Genomic DNA, 16,284 nt, shown 5'->3' on the forward strand with positions numbered 1-16,284 from the left:
CCTAAATTATTCCACATTGCCTGCATTATCTAATCCTGTGCCATCTTTAATAATTCTTCCGCATGTTCTTTGGTTAATTTTGTTACCTTTTCACCCGATAACATCCGGGCCAATTCATTAACCCGTTGCTTATCACTAAGAATTGTCACCATTGTGGTTGTCCGCTCGTCTTTAACGTGTTTCTGAATTAAAAAGTGGTGTTGAGCCACCGCAGCAACTTGTGGCAGGTGAGTAATGCAAAGAACCTGTGACTTATTTGCAATTACCTTAATTTTATCCGCAATTGCTTGAGCAACACGACCACTAACTCCGGTATCTACCTCATCAAAGATAATACTCGTCACACCTTCATTTTGCGCAAAGATTGTTTTAAGAGCAAGCATCACCCGTGAAAGTTCACCACCAGAAGCAATCCGTGCTAACGGGCCCATTGTTTCTCCAGGGTTAGTCTGAATATAAAATTCAATCTCATCAATTCCGTTTGGGGTAAAGTGAGCTCGTGACTGTTTTGCAAAGTGAACTTCAAAAACCGCCTTATCCATATAAAGTTCCTTTAACTGCTGGTGAACTAGTTTAGTTAACCGGTGAGCTGCCTGTTGGCGAACCTGACTTAGCTGTTGACCAGTCTTAATTAATTTTTCTTCAGCGGTTGACAGGCGTTCCTCTAAATCGCTGTTTGAATCTGCAGCTTCTTCCATTGAATCTAGTTCTTGCTTAATTTGATCATAGTAATCAAGAACATCCTTAACACTATCACCATACTTATGCTCTAAATCGCCAATCATAGTTAATCGTTGATCTATCTCACTAAGGCGGTCATCATCGAACTCCAATAAGTCCAGTTGTTGACTAGCTTCTGTGGCAACATCTTGAAGAGCATAGTAGGCATCATTCAACGATTTACTTAACGAATCATACGCGCCATCGAATTCTGCAATTTCGTTAATTGAATTCATAACGGTTGCAATTTGATCCAGAACTGCTCCCTGGTCACCACCATTGAACACCGTGACTGCCTGTTGAAGCGCATTGTTAATCTGTTGAAAATGTTCTAAACGATCTCGTTCACTCGTTAATTGTTCTTCCTCGTCAGCCTTTAGATTAGCCTCCGCAATCTCGTTAACTTGGTAGCGAAGCATATCTAAGCGTTGGGCCCATTGCTGTTCATTATTTTGTTTTTTACTAACTGCTGCTTTTAATTTTACATAATCTTGATACTCATTTTGGTAGCGAGTTAATAATTCCTGAACCTCATTATGAGCAAATTGGTCCAGCATTCCAAGATGCATTTCTGGATGTAATAATAACTGATGCTCATTTTGTCCCTGAATATCCACTAATCGCGAACCAATTTGGCGTAAAGTTGCGGTATTAATTAACTGACCATTAACCCGGATAACATTTCGCCCACGACGATAAATTTCGCGTGAAATAATCAGAATTCCATCTTCATGATCAATTCCTAATGAATCTAATAAATGATTAAACTCTGGATCTTGAGGAAGAGCAAACTGTCCTTGAAGAGATAGCTTATCGGCGCCACGGCGAATATATTCTTGAGAACCACGGCCACCTGCTAGCAATCCTACGGCGTCAATAATGATGGACTTTCCGGCACCGGTTTCCCCTGTTAGAACAGTCATTTGATCAGAGAAATCCAGTGACAGATGCTTTATAATTGCTAAATTATCAATTGTTAATTCTTGTAACATTTAGTCACCTTGATTCATCAGATTTTGAAACATCTCTTCAACATTAACTGCTGCATCAGCTGACCGACAAACAACAAGGACCCCTGCATCATCACCAATTACCGAAAAGACGTCATCAATTTCCAATTGACGAATCAAGCTTGCCATTACTGGCCCATTTCCCGGACGCATAACAATAGATAAAAATTGTGTTTGCCGTTCTAAAGAAAGCATGTTGTTAGACAATTCAGTACTTAATCTGGTTTGATTATCAATGTTTCCTTGTGCAGGCAGGGCATAGCGATACCCACCATCATTGGAGGGGACCTTAACCAATTGCAATTCTTTAATATCACGTGAAATTGTCGCCTGAGTTGCGCGGGCACCACGAGCCATTAATGCAGCAACTAAATCATCCTGCCGTTCAATTTGACTTTTAGTAATAATTTCCCGAATTAACTGTTGACGCTCAACCTTTCTCATCATTTTTCACTCCTTATGGTTAAGTTCTTCATCAGCATGAGCCAATACTTGATCAATATTAACCTGTTCCGCGGTTTTACCAGGCTGTCCTGTTAATTTTAAATGAACAAGAAACTCAATATTTCCTTGGCCACCCTTAATTGGTGAAAAGTCCAAATTAAGAATATCAAAGCCATCTTCCCGAGCAAAGGAAAGAACATCTTCAAGGACCTCCCGATGAACAGCATGATCCTTGATGATTCCATGTTTGCCTACTTTTTCTTTTCCTGCCTCAAATTGTGGCTTAATCAATGCCACTACTTCCCCACCAGGAATAAGGATTTTGGCTAACGGTGGGAGTATTAAGCGCAAAGAAATAAACGAAACATCAATCGAAGCAAACTCAGGCTGACCATGATCAAAATCAGCTAGTTTACTGTACCGAAAATTAGTTTGCTCCATAACAACCACTCGCGGATCCTCACGAAGCTGCCACACAAGTTGATTTGTTCCAACATCAAGTGCATAACTTAGCTTTGCCCCATTTTGCAGCATCACATCGGTAAAACCACCAGTTGAAGAACCAATGTCTAACACCGTCTTATCTTTAACACTAATACCAAAGACCTTTAGTGCCTTGGCCAATTTTAACCCGCCACGACTAACATATGGCATCTTATGCCCCTTCATATGCAGCGTTGTGGTTACAGGGATCTTTTCTCCTGGTTTATCTAAGCGTTCGTTATTCTTTCCTAATATTTCACCAGCCATCACAGCTCGCTTTGCTTGTTCACGAGAGTCAAAAAGCCCTTGTTTTACAAGCAAAATATCAACACGTTGTTTTTCCATTGTTACCCTCACAATTTAAAATATGCTAAAAACTGATCATAAGCACTAAAATCACAGCCGGTTTTCTCAGTCAGCTTCCTTTGGCTCTCCTTAGCCTGCTTCAATGCTAAATGGAGTTGTTTCTCTGCTCCCTGAACACTCAGTAATCCCGGATAGGTATTCTTATGTTCTCCAGCATCTTTATGAACAGCTTTTCCCATCTGTTTTGCCGTACCAATAACATCCATTAAATCATCATAGATTTGGAAAGCCAGCCCAAACTGGGCACCAAAATCAGTAAGAAGCTTCTGAGTAGATGAATCTTGCTTTGTAATAATTCCACCAGCTAAAACAGCATAACTTAAAAGAGCCCCTGTCTTTTGACGATGAAGGTAACGTAATTGCTCAAGAGTCAGATTTTGGTGCTCTCCTTCAATATCTCGAGCCTGCCCAGCAACCATTCCCGCAGGACCGGCCGCTTTAGCAAGTGCCAGTGTCAATTTTGCTTGTGTTTCCGTTGACAATTGGTTATCCGTTAACCATTGAAATGCCATGGTCAACAAACCATCTCCTGCGAGAGTAGCCATTCCTGCCCCGAATTTCTTATGGTTAGTTGGCTTACCCCGACGCAGATCATCATTATCCATTGCCGGTAAATCGTCATGAATTAGTGAATACGTATGAAGCAATTCAACGGCAGTTGCCGCTTTCATTACATCCTGATTAAGTTGCCCGCCAAATATTTGAACAGTCGCCAATGTTAATGCTGGACGCAATCTTTTACCACCAGCATTAACAGAATATTCCATTGATGATGCCAACGTTGTTTGATCAATATCAGAAGCCATCTGCTGCTCCAGGAATTGATCAATTTGTTCTTTTAATTCCTTAAGTTCAAGCATCAAATTACTCCTCTAGCGGTTCATCATCACTGCCATAGCCACGATTGCCACCACCATTATTGCTTGGATCATCTGTCGCTTTCTCGTACTGTTTCTCATTGCCTTCGTCATCAATTAGACTTCCTAATGTTTTTTCAGCACTGGTTAACTTTTTTTGAAGTGCCCGCGCCAACTCAATTCCATCTTTATATTGAGTAAGTGCCTCCTCCAACGGAACATTTCCTTGCTCCAAGTGACTAACAATTTGTTGAAGTTGGCTTAATTGTTCCTCAAATGTTGCTTTTTTCTCTGCCATTTTAGTTCTCCTTTGTGTTAATGATCTTTGCTGTTGCTTTTCCATCATTAAAATGAAGGCTTACCTGCTGACCAGTTTTCAATTCTTTAACTGTATTAACAACTGAATTACGGTAGGTAACATATGAATATCCACGTCCCATAATCTTCAACGGGCTTAAAGAATCTAACTGCTGAATCAGGCTCATTACTTGCTGCTGGCGCTGTTGCTGACTATTTTTGGCACTACTTAGCAACCTGTTCTGAAGTTGAGTAACCGTTTCTTGTGTCCGTTCAATTGTATGCTGAGGAGAGTTAATTTGTAACCTTCCTTGTAGTTGTTGAACACGGTTTAACCGATCCTTAACAAGATTATCAACATCGTTTTCTAAGGTTTGTGTTAATTGATCTAGCTTCTGAGCATAATTTTCATATAGCCTGCTTGGTTGCTGAAAAATATAACTTTGCAATTGTTTTTGTAATTGTTTTCGGTCAAAATCAATCAATTTTTTCATTGTACTATTTAAACGAACTTGATCATCTTGAATAGTCATTAAAACATCTGCAAGGAGATTGGGAGTTGCTAATTCTGCCGCTGCAGTTGGCGTAGCTGCCCGTTGATCGGCCACTAAATCAGCAATAGTGGTATCAGTTTCATGACCAACCGACGAAATCACTGGAATATGGCTGTTAGCGATTGCTCGCGCAACAATTTCTTCATTAAAAGGCCATAAATCTTCCAACGATCCACCACCACGACCAATAATCATTGTGTCAAAATTTCCTATCTGGTTTGCCCGGTTAATTTGACGAGCAATATCAGCGGCAGCCTTATCACCTTGAACAACAGTCGGGAATAGAACGACCTGGGCGATTGGATAACGGCGACGAACCGTTGTGTTAATATCACGAATTACCGCACCATCTAAACTAGTTACAACAGCAATTCTTTTAGGAAATTGCGGAATTGGTCGGGGAATTTGGTCAAAGAGTCCTTCAGCCCCCAATTTCTTTTTTAACTGTTCAAATTTGAGGTAAAGAGCACCAAGCCCATCTGGCTCCATTCGGTCAACGTAAATCTGATATCGACCGCTTTTTTCATAGAGACCAATATGACCAACAACTAAAATCTTCATCCCAGTTTCAGGACGAAAATTTACTTGACGAAATTGACGTTCAAACATTACAGCATCAATAACTGCATTTTCATCTTTAATACTAAAATATTGATGGCGTTGTCGAAGACGAAAATTTGAAAGTTCACCAGTTAAATAAACGGTTTTTAAGTAAGGATCACGATCAAATTTTTGTTTTAGATAACTCGTTAATTCACTAACTGTTAAGTACTGACTTCTATCCATTATGACTCCACTCCGTAAGATCAACGGTTTGTTCCATTAGTGTCGCAATCGTCATCGGACCAACACCACCCGGAACAGGAGTAATCATTTTGGCAACAGGAGCAACACTTTCAAAATCAACGTCTCCCGTCAGTGTCTTATCTTTTAAGCGGTGAATGCCAACATCAATTATAATTGCACCCTTTTTGACCATTTCACCGGTAATTAAGTGCTTAACCCCTGCCGCAACAACAAGGACATCGGCTTGTCTAGTTATTTCACTAAGATTTCTAGTATGACGATTAGCAACTGTAACTGTCGCATTAGCATTTTCAAGTAACGCTGCCATCGGTTTACCGACAAGAATACTCCTGCCGATAACGACTGCACGGGCTCCTTCCAAATTCACTTGGTAATGTTTCAAAAGGCTCATGATACCACGCGGTGTACAACTAACCGGGTAGTTCTCCTTAATATTGTTATATAGGCAGCCAACATTAAATGGATGGAATCCGTCAACATCTTTACGCGGATCAATCGCATTCAGGAGTTCATTTCCATCTAGGTGATCAGGCAATGGCTCCTGAATAAGAATCCCATTAATTAATTTGTCTTCATTAAATTGACGAATATCATGCAAAAGTTCTTCTTGACGAACATCTTCTGGATAGACCGAAAGCACAGAATGAATTCCTAATTTTTTGGCCTTTTTATCCTTCATTCGGGTATAAATTTTACTGGCCGGGTCATCACCGACCAAAATTACTGCCAAGCCGGGAATAATCCCTTCATTGGCTAAGCGGGCTACTCGTTCTGCAGTATTTTCATTAATTTCTTTTGCCACTGCACGGCCGTCAATTAGTATCGCCATTCTGCCATTCTCCTTTTCCAATTTACCTAAAAACATTTTACCATATCAATACCAAAAGAAGTTTAAAGCAAAAGAGAGTTTGCATTTTTACTGCATCCTCTCCCTTAAACCAATATTTAGTTACTTTCTAATTGGCGTTCAAACTTGCCTAATGCACCATTGATAAACTTACGGGACTTATCATTACTGTATGTTTTAGCTAATTCCAACGCTTCATTAATTGCTACAACAGTTGGTACTTCATCTACAAATTGAATCTCATATAAAGCCAAACGCAAAATTACCAAGTCTGTTTGGGCGAGACGATTAATTTCCCAACCACTAGCTAAAAGTTGCGTAATTTGCTCATCAAGTTTTTCTTGATGTTCAGTAACTCCTTCAACTAACGTTTGTAAGTATGCTGGAATCTTATCAGCATGGCTTGGTAATGATTCATAAATATCGGTTAACGTTGCGTCTGGATTTGATTGCTTAGCAAATAAAATTTGAAAGGCTTCTTCACGAACTGCGTGTCGATTTGGCATCATTATTTTTCACCAGCCTTATCATCTTCGTGTTCTCCAAAAATATCATCCGGATCCACTGTTTTTTCTTCCTTCTTTTGAACAATTCCTTTAACGTGAATATTAACTTCACTAACATTTAGATCAGTCATCAACGTTACTTGTTGTTTTACCCGGTCTTGAATCTTTACAGCGAGCTTAGGAACTGAAACACCATAATCAATATAAACATCAATATCGATAGTTAAATTATCATTCTGGCTAGTTAACTTAACTCCACGACGCTGATCAGACCGTCCTAATAATTCACCAAAACTATTGGCAAGCGAACCGTACATTTTTGAAACACCGTCAATTTCACTTGCAGCAACACCAGCAATAATCTCAACAACACGAGGTGCTACTTCAATCGTACCGAGAGATTGATCTTCACTGCTCAAGATGATCTTTGAATCTTCTGCCATTATAAGTCCTCCATTTTATAGTATTTCAGTATATTAACTACTAATTATTTTAGTGGTTTTACAATAACCTTCATCGAAGTATCTCAGTATTATTTTGCACTATCTATTAGAAAAAAGCAACAATCCAATCAAGTGGTTTTGAGCGAGAAGCGTTCTATCAAGTGTGGCCGACGATTGTACCAATCATGAATTACTAAATCAACTTCACTAGTTCGGAAGTCACCGAATTCAACAGCATGAAAATTGTTAATTTCATTTAAAAATTCTTGCGGGTGAATAAGATTCTTTTTAAATCTCGCAACTGTTGCATGACCAGAAGAGGTTGCGTAACGTTCATCCAATACTAATCCGTTCTTAAGGAAGTTCGTCCTTAAATCATTACGAAGCTGCTGTAATTCTGAAGAATAAAAGCCCTTAACAAGAACTGCTCCCGGACTACAAATCAATCCAGCCAGATGCCAATTAATTGCATTAATATTTTCAATCGTTTTCTGAATAACTCGCTGATAGTTAATTAACTCTTCTTTGGTCATACGAAAGTCAGAAACAGCCCGCCGAATATCCATCACAGTAATATGGATAGTATTAGCCGTGTAATAATATTGATACGGTTCCCGTCTTTCAAGCTCATTTAGTACAAAATTAATGTTTCTGGTAACGTGAGCTGGTAGTTTAATAAGTAGGGTTAGCCCTTGCCTGGAATCAGCTTCTAAATTTTGCAAATTAGGATCAAGCTGTTCTTGGTGAGTCCTAATCGCCTGAATTCCTTGCTGTTCAATCTGGGTATAAAGTTGATTCAGTTTATCCATTGCTAGTCCCCAACAATAATCAATTCTGTTGGCGCAGTCGTGATCACTTCTGCACCACCATGAGTCACAATAATATCATCTTCAATTCGAACACCACCAATTTGGGGAATGTAGATCCCTGGTTCAACCGTAATCACTTCATTATTTTTTAGTTTGACCCTTGTTGTTCCTGGCGCATACGTTGCCGGTAGCTCATGGACAGCTAAACCAATGCCATGTCCCATTCCATGATTAAATTCATCACCGTAGCCAGCTTCTTCGATTAATGCACGACCGTACGCATCCAGTTCATCACCATGGGTACCAACTTTGGCATGATCGATCACCAACTGACGAGCTTCATTCACAATCTTATAAACATCACGGAGTTCAGGATCAATTGAGCCAACAGCAAAGGTTCTTGTCATATCTGCGGTGTAGCCATCAAGGTAGTAACCAAAATCTAATGTCACAACATCCCCATCAGCAATCGGCTTACTTGAAGCAGTTGCATGCGGTTTTGCGGAATTAACTCCACTAGCAACAATTGTTGGAAAAGATGATCCTGAAGCACCTTGCATCTTCATCCAGTAATCAAGCTTAATTGCTAATTCACGTTCTGTTATCCCTGGATGAACGATCGAGAGAACGTAGTCATATCCTGCTGATTGTAATTCAGCGGCAGCACGAAGCTTACTAATCTCAGTGCTATCCTTAACTAACCGCATTTTTTCTATCAAATGGTGAAAGGGAACGATATCAGACGTCATCAGTTCATCAAGAACATCAAAAAGATAGTAAGGAATAGTATCTTCATAGCCGAGGACCGTTAAGTCGAGCCCCTCGCAAATTTTATTAACGGCACCATAATAATCCCGACTAATCGTTGCAACAACTTCATCAGATTCAAATTCTTCTAAGGCTAACTGATACCGTTCGTCAGTAATAATAATGGCATTTTGCGGCGTCACTAGTAAACACCCATCCCCCTGAAGGAGGTTAAATCCTGTTAGATAATAAATGTTTTTTTGATCAGTTACTAAAAAGGCATCAATGTATAATTGTTCAAACTTCTTTTGTAATTTACTGATTCTTGACATTAGCTGATTCCCCCATTTCTGATTTAATTCTATTATAGGTAATTTTAATAATTAATGACGAGGGATAATATTTAAAAATAAAAAAGACCGAACCATTAAAGGCACGGTCCCCATATGTTTTATTCGGCAACTGGGTAAACAGAAACCTTCCGCTTGTCACGGCCAAGACGTTCAAACTTAACTCGACCAGCAACCTTAGCGTAAAGGGTATCGTCACCACCACGACCAACGTTTTCACCAGGGTTAATGTGAGTACCACGTTGACGGTAAATGATTGAACCAGCTGTAACGATTGAACCATCAGCAGCCTTAGTACCAAGACGACGACCAGCTGAGTTCCGACCGTTGGCAGTGGAACCGCCCCCTTTGTGGTGAGAGAAGAATTGTAAATTCATAATCATAGTTGTTCACCTCCAGCAAATATTTTTAATTTTCAAACATTTTTATTTCAATGTTTTGAGGATAACTTTCTGCAATATCATTCATTCCATTGAAGAACGTCTGCATAATAATCTGAGCATCATGAGCCAAACTAATATCAGTAACATCGAGAAAGCCACCATTATCATCATCACTATCAACATTCGGCTTGGTTTTAGCAACCTGCGTCAAACCATTAATAGTAGATATCGATAAAGCAGATGCAGCAGCACAAACAATATCCTGACCATAAGGACCAGCATCGGCATGCCCTGCCATCTGAAAAGCGGTAATTAGGTGATCCGAATTTAAATTAAAAGTTACCCGAATCATTATTTACCTCCGCATTAAGCATTGATCTTGTTAACAGTAACTTTAGTGTATGGTTGACGGTGACCTTGCTTAGTGTGGGTGTGCTTCTTAGGCTTGTACTTGAAAGTAACAACCTTCTTTTCCTTACCTTGCTTATCAACAGTAGCTTCAACTGATGCGCCATCAACTAATGGAGTACCAATCTTAGTGCTGTCGCCACCAACAAAGACTACTTGATCAAAAGTAACCTTGTCGCCTTCCTTAGCATCAAGCTTTTCAACGTAGATGGATGAACCCTCTTCTACCTTGTATTGCTTACCGCCAGTTACGATAATTGCGTACATAAATTTGTGCACCTCCTTAATTTCTAAGACTCGCCGAACCAAGCAGCAAATGCTTTAAACTTGGCAGCGTGCGGTTGTAGTTGTTGGGTCACAAATACAACAGTTGCATAATATCAAAAATCAACTAATTAGTCAACTATAACTTTTATAGAGTTCAAAAAGGAGTGCCAGCTGACTAATTGTCATTCTGGCGCTCCCTAAATTAAGATTCATTGAATATCCTGTAACGCTGGCTCAGCTTCATGACTAAAGAAGTCAAGTAAGAGGATATTGTTAGAATCTAACTGATCAAGCATCTTCCCCACGCTTTGAGTCATGTATCGTGATGTATAAATCATACCGTCTTTTAGCCAATGACTTATTATCCCAAGAAGTGCTGAATCAATGAAGGAGATCTGTAAATTCAAAGGAACTTTTGGTTGCTCATCTGATTCAGCCATCACAGTGTAAAGCCTTGATAGCTGTTCAGATAACCGATCATAAAGTTGTTCATAAAAGAAGTCATTTCGTTCGTTATTCAGTAATACATCAAAAATATCAGCTTCACTTTCAATGTACTGAAACGCCTTCTGGAGTGAGAACACCTGCACCGTTTGCCCTTTAGAAAAACTAAGGTCCTCACTCTCTACCATCACTTGATCAAAGAATTCATCAAGAATCTCGTTAATCGCCGATCTGATGAAGTCCTTCTTATCTTTATAGTGAAGATAGAAAGTTCCCCGGGTGATGTTGGCGGTTTCAGTAATTTTTTGAACGCTGATGTCTTCTAATTTTTCTCTTCGCATTAGATAAACTAGTGCTTTACGAAGACTATTCCGTGTCTTCACCACACGTGGATCTGTCTTATTACCTGCCATAAATCATCATCCCTTCGATTTCAGCTTAAGTTCCCCTCGCTTTCGTACTTCCACTAATTTAAAGTATAGGCTTTGAAAGCGGTTCATTCAAACAATCAAAGTAATCATTCTATAAAAAATGCAATATATTTTCAAACTACATTGACAATTATGGACGTAAAATTATATACTATAACCTGTCTGAAACGATAGCTCAACTGGATAGAGCATCGGTCTTCTAAACCGAGGGTTGAGGGTTCAAGTCCCTCTCGTTTCATTTTGAGCGCTGATATATCAGCATTTATGGACCAGTTGACTTTTAGAAACATTTCTAAATAAATAAAAAATAGCATTTCCTTTAAAATAGGAAGTGCTATTTTTTTATACTAAATATCATCTACGTGAGCAACTTGACAGTCCTAGAATGACTATATTTTATTTCCTGAAATATTTTTTAATATATGATTAATTTATCAATCTATTAGCTATCTTTTCAACTAATTAAGCATTAAACAAATAATATACTCAGAATATAAGCAGCCTTCAATAATTTAATAATAATCTATTGATAACTCAAAAAAATACGGGGGGTCAGTGATAGTTAACCCTTTCATGCTAAATCTTCTAAAATTGATAATATTTTAAACATTTAATAAAGATTAGGTCAGTTTATTAGTTATTAATTGCAAAATAATGAAAAAGTCTAATAATAAAAATAGAGAATGCTTTTTGAGGTGATTTATCATGTTACCATTCTTTGTTATTATAATAATTTTAATTGGTTCAGTTGTTGGTCAAATTATGTTTGGTAACAAAGCCGATAATGATGATCAAGCAGCTGGTAAACATGTTGCTTCTCGTAACAGTTATAATAGTCGGAAAGCATGATCGTTTTCGATTCAACAAAAAAGAGGACTGGCAAACTGTCAGCCCTCTTTTTTTGCTATTAATGATTTTAATTTTTTACCCAATAAGTTCGTTGCTGTTCAATTAGTTCTTTATACTTAGTAGTAACTTCTTCGCCACTAAATTCTAAATCAACCAGCCCCCACTTTATTAGGAGATGCCAAGCATGACGAAAGCTTTCCTGACGATGATTGTAGTAAGCATCGTTAAGAAAGTGTTTAATCGCTAAGTATTGCTTATTAAGGTCGGCAAGTTTCGTTGTTGGTTTAGTTCGTTGAATTAAATCCCATTGTTTTTGATCCATAACAATCAAATGTGTCCACTGCTGCTTTGCACTGAACAGCAACAACAATTCAAGTGATTGTAAGTAATGTTTAAGTGACTTCTGAGGATCTTTCTTGGGTTGATCAAGAACTTTAAACCAACCATTGCTATTCGCAAGCTTTGCTAGTTCTACATCTAGTGCAACAAAGATTGTTTGCTTGCGCGTTTCTGGACCAATCGTCAGCTCCTTTGCCTCATCCACATCGAGTTCCAAATCAATTACTTGATGTAATAATGTTGTCCAATTAATCATTCTTCTCATCATCCTCAAGAACTGGCTCATCGGTTATCGTCTCATCCTGTTCAACTTGTTCATCATCGGCAAACATTAACGGATCCGACTTAACCGCTAATTCATCACGATTACTTAAGTACCAATCACGAATTAGTTGGTAATGAAGTAACAGGTCAAAGAATGAAACTTGGGCGTCAGGATCTTGAACAGAGAAGAACCATTGTTGACTGTAGTCATCAGGATCAAACGAAAGATCAAGATTAACCTGACGTTCAAGCCGTAATTCAGCACCATTATTCTTTGGCAAATTAAATAGCATGTAGTCAGTTTCGGCAGTAGCAACGAATAACCGATCGATTACGGTTAATGACAGTTCAGGCTGAGCTAAATCATAGTGTTGTTGGTTACTTGTACCAAGGATTCCCCGATCAATTACAAAATTCAAATCATCGTGGAGTGCTTGCGCAAACAGCAATAACGGTTTGATTGCTGAGCGTAAGTCGAGATCCGAATACTTTTTTAACCCATTAATGATAAAGTAGTTTACCAATGCCTTATTATTAAATCGCAACATTTGATGTTTGAGGTTTAGAGAAAAAATCGGCTCATTATCATTAACATCGGTAAAGGCCGCATTTCCTTCCGCATCCTTAATAAAATGAAAGAGGACCTTTTCACCTAATGAAGAAATCGTTGCATAAAAACGATGACTTGTTGGATCTTCAGTAATTTTGAACTCTGCATTAGCGTGCATTTCCAGCAATCGTCCCATTAACAGCAAATAATAATCCGCAGTCTGATAGTGTTGAGGAAACTTAACAAACGCATCCTCTAAATCTAAATTTACTAAATCGTTTGTTGCCATAAGAAGATCATGAGCATCTTCAGTTTGGGCTAGTTTAGTTAGTAATTTAACATAATGTTGACCAATTTCCAGACCATGCTCAAAAGAATGGGCCAAGGCATTTAACTGTTCAGATGGTTGATTCAACATTTGCTTATTGTTCATCATCTGTCACCTGCTTTTCTTGGTCATCAGATAAGCTCTTAATGTAGTTAGCGTATAAATTACGGTTAGCTAATTCAAAATCTTCAAAGGAACCAAACGTGTCTAAAATGCTCTTTTGCTCATAGCTCAGAATCGTATTTTCTTTTGAAAGCGATAGAACTACCTGCTCATTATCCTTGATTGTTTGCGTAGCTGTTCGCGATTCTTCCTCTTCATCTTCTAGCTTTTGAAGAGCATCAACAAGGCTTTGCCGGCTTTCCTTGTTCTTAGTACTTTCCCAAATCCCTGAACGTGAACTAACATCCTTTAGTTGCTCTTGTAACTTAGTCCGCTGCTCTTCACGTTCACGCTGATGATCGATTAAGTCTTGTAGCCGATCATTTTCAGCAGAGATTTTATCAATCTTATCGCTATTGTACCGCTTATTATCACGGGACAATTCGAATGTCTTCTTCAATTTATCGTATTCATCATTATTAAACAGGAAGCGAACGTTGAGAACGTCCAATTCACCAAATTCACGGCGGTCCCACCAATTACCAAAGTAGATCCGGTAATGACCAGTCTCATATTCCTCATAATAAAAGAATGGATACTTCTTTCCTAAATAATCAATCAATTTAATACTTAAGAAGTTACTTAAGTAATTAGTAATGTCATCAACTAGACTCATCACGCTTTGGTTGTTGGGTTGTTGCTCCCGATGTTCAATCTCCTTAGCATAACGTTGATTATCCAATAACTGATAGATTTTTTTATCATGGTGATCTTTTACTGCTTCGTCCACTTGGCGCAGGAAGGAAACCTTTTCAGCAATCCGCTGATTAATAATTCCACTTACGTCATGAGCAGCTTGTTCGTGTCCTGAAATTGCCATTATGCACCGCTCCTCACTTTAATAACTAGCTTTTATCTTAATCGACTTGCTGCAAGATTTAAAGAACTTCATAAATTATTGAAGAGTTTCTTTACATTTAGCCACTGATCGTTGATTTTAAAATAAAATCGGTTATAATTATTATATAGATATATCACATTTGTGTAATATCTATATTGTTGAAGCGTTTCGGAAAGAGGCGAAGTTAGATGGCACTTAGTAAGCAAGAACGTAAGGAAATGGCACGTAAAGTCATGGAAAAGCGTAGCAACAAGAAGCCAAATGGTTCTGGTTTTGCAAAGATTGATGCTGACGCCAAGAAACTGAGCGATTAACTTTTTTGAAGCAATTCACTCTTTATTTAAGAGGCTTACTCCAAAGCCTCTTAAATTCTTTTTAAACTATAGAAAAGATCCTAAAGCGACTCATGGTATTTGATGTTTCTCAAATACCATGAGTCGCTTTTTTATTTCAATACTACTGGCGTGCTTTATTAATGTATTGTTCTAAGCGATCCATTCCTTCTTTAATCTGATCCATCCCAGTTGCGTAGCTAAACCGCAAGTAGCCGTCGCCACCTTTACCAAAGTATGAACCTGTTGTGACTGCCACCCGCGCGTTCTTAACAAGATCATAAACAAGCTTAGTATCATCTTGCTCTAAGAAATCAGGGATTTTAGCGAAAATATAGAACGCTCCCATTGGCCGACTACAATCGAACCCCATTGCTGTCAACCGTTTCTTCATATAATCACGACGTTGGATATATTTTTCATCCATTTCTTTAGTTGCTGCTGTCCCGCCCTTTAAGGCCGCTTCAGCAGCATCTTGAGTAAAGGTCGCAACATCCGTCATTACAAAAGAGTGGACCTTAAAAATTTCATTAGTAATTGCTTCTGGTGCACAAAGGTAACCAATCCGCCAACCAGTCATTGCGTACGATTTGGAAAGACCATTTGTTAAAATTGTCTGCTCAGGTAGCGCCCGTGCCATCGAAGCATATCCACCATCATAAATTAGTTCGCTATAAATTTCATCACTAATCGCAAAGATCGGTTTGCCCTTAATTAATTTGGCAAGCGCATTGAGTTCTTCTTGAGTATAAGCTATCCCGGTTGGGTTTGATGGATTAACAAAAACAACCCCTTTAACCCGTTCACCATATTTGTCTAAATAAGACTTCAATAATTCTGGAGTTAATTTAAAATCCGTTTTTGAGGTATCAACCTCAACAGCTGTCCCGCCAGCAATTACTGCATCAGGACTATAGATCGAAAAGGTTGGTGTTGGAACTAAAATAATATCACCAGGGTTAGTGATTGCAGTAATCGCTGAATAGACTCCCTCAGTTACCCCGTTAGTAATTAAAATCTCAGTTTGAGGATTATAATGCAAATCATAATTTTGAGCTAAGAAATCCGCAACTGCTTTTAGCAGACCTGCAGTCCCCCGTTGTGGTGCATAGTGAGTTCGATTATCCTTAATACTTTTAATTGCTGCATCTTTAATGTATTCTGGCGTATTAAAATCTGGTTCACCAATTGTAAATTTAATCACATTGTCAAATTGTGAGGCATAATTACTAAATTCAAAAATCTTTAGTTTAGGAACATCATTCAATGATTTCCGCATGTATTGCTTCATCTCAACCATTTCTAACAACCTCGTTTTTTATTTTAGGCAGATTGCAAGAAATAACTTGAACGAATTTAGTGACGTAGATTAAGCAAGAAGATCTCGATTGGTGTATGCCAATTAAGACATTTAAGTGGCCGTGAATTCAGATACCAATTGATTTG

21 protein-coding genes, 1 tRNA gene and 1 other annotated feature are annotated in these 16,284 nt (G+C 38.5%); of the genes, 3 read left to right on the forward strand and 19 right to left on the reverse strand.

Annotated features, from left to right (window positions below; all coding sequences use genetic code 11):
* Positions 1 to 29: 29 nt before the first annotated feature.
* The 15 genes from recN to HUK49_RS08175 all read right to left on the reverse strand — a co-directional run bounded on the left by recN (position 30) and on the right by HUK49_RS08175 (position 11,155).
* Positions 30 to 1,712: a DNA repair protein RecN gene (recN, locus tag HUK49_RS08105; RefSeq protein WP_191913341.1), complete on the reverse strand. Its 1,683-nt coding sequence runs from the start codon at positions 1,710 to 1,712 to the stop codon at positions 30 to 32.
* Positions 1,713 to 2,174, reverse strand: a complete 462-nt coding sequence (locus HUK49_RS08110) for an arginine repressor (RefSeq protein WP_102168898.1) — start codon at positions 2,172 to 2,174, stop codon at positions 1,713 to 1,715.
* A gap of 6 nt (positions 2,175 to 2,180) precedes the next feature.
* Positions 2,181 to 3,002: a TlyA family RNA methyltransferase gene (locus HUK49_RS08115; protein WP_191913342.1), complete on the reverse strand. Its 822-nt coding sequence runs from the start codon at positions 3,000 to 3,002 to the stop codon at positions 2,181 to 2,183.
* An 8-nt stretch (positions 3,003 to 3,010) separates the two neighbouring features.
* Positions 3,011 to 3,886, reverse strand: coding sequence for a polyprenyl synthetase family protein (locus tag HUK49_RS08120; protein ID WP_413230872.1), 876 nt, complete (start codon positions 3,884 to 3,886; stop codon positions 3,011 to 3,013).
* Position 3,887: 1 nt separating this feature from the next.
* Positions 3,888 to 4,178 carry an exodeoxyribonuclease VII small subunit gene (locus HUK49_RS08125; protein WP_102168901.1) on the reverse strand — a complete coding sequence of 97 codons (291 nt, stop codon included), beginning with the start codon at positions 4,176 to 4,178 and terminating at the stop codon, positions 3,888 to 3,890.
* A gap of 1 nt (position 4,179) precedes the next feature.
* Positions 4,180 to 5,517, reverse strand: a complete 1,338-nt coding sequence (gene xseA / locus HUK49_RS08130) for an exodeoxyribonuclease VII large subunit (RefSeq protein ID WP_191913344.1) — start codon at positions 5,515 to 5,517, stop codon at positions 4,180 to 4,182.
* Entirely contained in the window at positions 5,510 to 6,367 is an 858-nt protein-coding gene (folD, locus tag HUK49_RS08135; RefSeq protein WP_191913345.1) for a bifunctional methylenetetrahydrofolate dehydrogenase/methenyltetrahydrofolate cyclohydrolase FolD, read from the reverse strand. The genes xseA and folD overlap by 8 nt, the downstream gene beginning before the upstream one ends.
* Positions 6,368 to 6,483: 116 nt before the next feature.
* On the reverse strand, positions 6,484 to 6,894 hold the full coding sequence (nusB, locus tag HUK49_RS08140) for a transcription antitermination factor NusB (RefSeq protein WP_102168904.1): 411 nt from the start codon (positions 6,892 to 6,894) through the stop codon (positions 6,484 to 6,486).
* Positions 6,894 to 7,334 (reverse strand): Asp23/Gls24 family envelope stress response protein, encoded by a 441-nt coding sequence (locus HUK49_RS08145; RefSeq protein ID WP_191913346.1) that lies wholly within the window; start codon positions 7,332 to 7,334, stop codon positions 6,894 to 6,896. The genes nusB and HUK49_RS08145 overlap by 1 nt, the downstream gene beginning before the upstream one ends.
* Positions 7,335 to 7,462: 128 nt before the next feature.
* Entirely contained in the window at positions 7,463 to 8,143 is a 681-nt protein-coding gene (locus tag HUK49_RS08150) for a 2'-5' RNA ligase family protein (protein ID WP_191913347.1), read from the reverse strand.
* Between the two features lie 2 nt (positions 8,144 to 8,145).
* Positions 8,146 to 9,222: a M24 family metallopeptidase gene (locus HUK49_RS08155; RefSeq protein ID WP_191913348.1), complete on the reverse strand. Its 1,077-nt coding sequence runs from the start codon at positions 9,220 to 9,222 to the stop codon at positions 8,146 to 8,148.
* A 119-nt stretch (positions 9,223 to 9,341) separates the two neighbouring features.
* A complete protein-coding gene (rpmA, locus tag HUK49_RS08160) occupies positions 9,342 to 9,623 on the reverse strand; it encodes a 50S ribosomal protein L27 (RefSeq protein ID WP_003717322.1) in 282 nt (93 codons plus the stop codon).
* A gap of 25 nt (positions 9,624 to 9,648) precedes the next feature.
* Positions 9,649 to 9,975: a ribosomal-processing cysteine protease Prp gene (locus HUK49_RS08165; protein WP_102168965.1), complete on the reverse strand. Its 327-nt coding sequence runs from the start codon at positions 9,973 to 9,975 to the stop codon at positions 9,649 to 9,651.
* A gap of 14 nt (positions 9,976 to 9,989) precedes the next feature.
* Positions 9,990 to 10,298, reverse strand: coding sequence for a 50S ribosomal protein L21 (rplU, locus tag HUK49_RS08170; RefSeq protein ID WP_003717320.1), 309 nt, complete (start codon positions 10,296 to 10,298; stop codon positions 9,990 to 9,992).
* A 16-nt stretch (positions 10,299 to 10,314) separates the two neighbouring features.
* Positions 10,315 to 10,384 (reverse strand) — a sequence feature (ribosomal protein L21 leader region).
* Positions 10,385 to 10,507: 123 nt separating this feature from the next.
* Positions 10,508 to 11,155: a TetR/AcrR family transcriptional regulator gene (locus HUK49_RS08175; RefSeq protein WP_191913349.1), complete on the reverse strand. Its 648-nt coding sequence runs from the start codon at positions 11,153 to 11,155 to the stop codon at positions 10,508 to 10,510.
* Positions 11,156 to 11,337: 182 nt separating this feature from the next.
* On the opposite strand from HUK49_RS08175, the gene HUK49_RS08180 reads away from it, so the two are divergent.
* Both HUK49_RS08180 and HUK49_RS08185 read left to right on the forward strand, forming a co-directional pair.
* Positions 11,338 to 11,411: transfer RNA gene (locus tag HUK49_RS08180), tRNA-Arg, on the forward strand.
* A gap of 467 nt (positions 11,412 to 11,878) precedes the next feature.
* Complete coding sequence (locus HUK49_RS08185) at positions 11,879 to 12,022, forward strand: hypothetical protein (RefSeq protein ID WP_003717317.1); 144 nt, start codon at positions 11,879 to 11,881, stop codon at positions 12,020 to 12,022.
* A 67-nt stretch (positions 12,023 to 12,089) separates the two neighbouring features.
* On the opposite strand, the gene HUK49_RS08190 is transcribed toward HUK49_RS08185, so the two are convergent.
* Genes HUK49_RS08190 through HUK49_RS08200 form a run of 3 tightly spaced genes read right to left on the reverse strand, consistent with a single transcriptional unit; the run spans position 12,090 to position 14,485 of the window.
* Positions 12,090 to 12,617, reverse strand: coding sequence for a hypothetical protein (locus HUK49_RS08190; protein WP_191913350.1), 528 nt, complete (start codon positions 12,615 to 12,617; stop codon positions 12,090 to 12,092).
* Positions 12,610 to 13,608 carry a hypothetical protein gene (locus HUK49_RS08195; RefSeq protein WP_413230874.1) on the reverse strand — a complete coding sequence of 333 codons (999 nt, stop codon included), beginning with the start codon at positions 13,606 to 13,608 and terminating at the stop codon, positions 12,610 to 12,612. The genes HUK49_RS08190 and HUK49_RS08195 overlap by 8 nt, the downstream gene beginning before the upstream one ends.
* Positions 13,598 to 14,485: an exonuclease SbcC gene (locus tag HUK49_RS08200; RefSeq protein WP_191913352.1), complete on the reverse strand. Its 888-nt coding sequence runs from the start codon at positions 14,483 to 14,485 to the stop codon at positions 13,598 to 13,600. Before HUK49_RS08200 ends, HUK49_RS08195 begins: the two co-directional genes overlap by 11 nt.
* Before the next feature lie 209 nt (positions 14,486 to 14,694).
* Between HUK49_RS08200 and HUK49_RS11475 the strand changes: the two genes are divergently transcribed.
* Positions 14,695 to 14,820: a hypothetical protein gene (locus HUK49_RS11475; protein ID WP_268890030.1), complete on the forward strand. Its 126-nt coding sequence runs from the start codon at positions 14,695 to 14,697 to the stop codon at positions 14,818 to 14,820.
* Between the two features lie 142 nt (positions 14,821 to 14,962).
* On the opposite strand, the gene HUK49_RS08205 is transcribed toward HUK49_RS11475, so the two are convergent.
* A complete protein-coding gene (locus HUK49_RS08205) occupies positions 14,963 to 16,138 on the reverse strand; it encodes a pyridoxal phosphate-dependent aminotransferase (protein ID WP_191913353.1) in 1,176 nt (391 codons plus the stop codon).
* Positions 16,139 to 16,284 lie beyond the last annotated feature (146 nt).

Source organism: Limosilactobacillus portuensis, assembly GCF_014838735.1.
Classification (GTDB): Bacteria; Bacillota; Bacilli; order Lactobacillales; family Lactobacillaceae; genus Limosilactobacillus; species Limosilactobacillus portuensis.

Bases quoted from the DNA above. Each gene is read 5' to 3' on its own strand.
- recN (WP_191913341.1), bottom strand. From the start codon at position 1,712: ATGTTACAAGAATTAACAATTGATAATTTAGCAATTATAAAGCATCTG.
- HUK49_RS08110 (WP_102168898.1), bottom strand. From the start codon at position 2,174: ATGAGAAAGGTTGAGCGTCAACAGTTAATTCGGGAAATTATTACTAAA.
- HUK49_RS08115 (WP_191913342.1), bottom strand. From the start codon at position 3,002: ATGGAAAAACAACGTGTTGATATTTTGCTTGTAAAACAAGGGCTTTTT.
- HUK49_RS08125 (WP_102168901.1), bottom strand. From the start codon at position 4,178: ATGGCAGAGAAAAAAGCAACATTTGAGGAACAATTAAGCCAACTTCAA.
- xseA (WP_191913344.1), bottom strand. From the start codon at position 5,517: ATGGATAGAAGTCAGTACTTAACAGTTAGTGAATTAACGAGTTATCTA.
- folD (WP_191913345.1), bottom strand. From the start codon at position 6,367: ATGGCGATACTAATTGACGGCCGTGCAGTGGCAAAAGAAATTAATGAA.
- nusB (WP_102168904.1), bottom strand. From the start codon at position 6,894: ATGATGCCAAATCGACACGCAGTTCGTGAAGAAGCCTTTCAAATTTTA.
- HUK49_RS08145 (WP_191913346.1), bottom strand. From the start codon at position 7,334: ATGGCAGAAGATTCAAAGATCATCTTGAGCAGTGAAGATCAATCTCTC.
- HUK49_RS08150 (WP_191913347.1), bottom strand. From the start codon at position 8,143: ATGGATAAACTGAATCAACTTTATACCCAGATTGAACAGCAAGGAATT.
- HUK49_RS08155 (WP_191913348.1), bottom strand. From the start codon at position 9,222: ATGTCAAGAATCAGTAAATTACAAAAGAAGTTTGAACAATTATACATT.
- rpmA (WP_003717322.1), bottom strand. From the start codon at position 9,623: ATGATTATGAATTTACAATTCTTCTCTCACCACAAAGGGGGCGGTTCC.
- HUK49_RS08165 (WP_102168965.1), bottom strand. From the start codon at position 9,975: ATGATTCGGGTAACTTTTAATTTAAATTCGGATCACCTAATTACCGCT.
- rplU (WP_003717320.1), bottom strand. From the start codon at position 10,298: ATGTACGCAATTATCGTAACTGGCGGTAAGCAATACAAGGTAGAAGAG.
- HUK49_RS08175 (WP_191913349.1), bottom strand. From the start codon at position 11,155: ATGGCAGGTAATAAGACAGATCCACGTGTGGTGAAGACACGGAATAGT.
- HUK49_RS08185 (WP_003717317.1), top strand. From the start codon at position 11,879: ATGTTACCATTCTTTGTTATTATAATAATTTTAATTGGTTCAGTTGTT.
- HUK49_RS08190 (WP_191913350.1), bottom strand. From the start codon at position 12,617: ATGATTAATTGGACAACATTATTACATCAAGTAATTGATTTGGAACTC.
- HUK49_RS08195 (WP_413230874.1), bottom strand. From the start codon at position 13,608: ATGAACAATAAGCAAATGTTGAATCAACCATCTGAACAGTTAAATGCC.
- HUK49_RS08200 (WP_191913352.1), bottom strand. From the start codon at position 14,485: ATGGCAATTTCAGGACACGAACAAGCTGCTCATGACGTAAGTGGAATT.
- HUK49_RS11475 (WP_268890030.1), top strand. From the start codon at position 14,695: ATGGCACTTAGTAAGCAAGAACGTAAGGAAATGGCACGTAAAGTCATG.
- HUK49_RS08205 (WP_191913353.1), bottom strand. From the start codon at position 16,138: ATGGTTGAGATGAAGCAATACATGCGGAAATCATTGAATGATGTTCCT.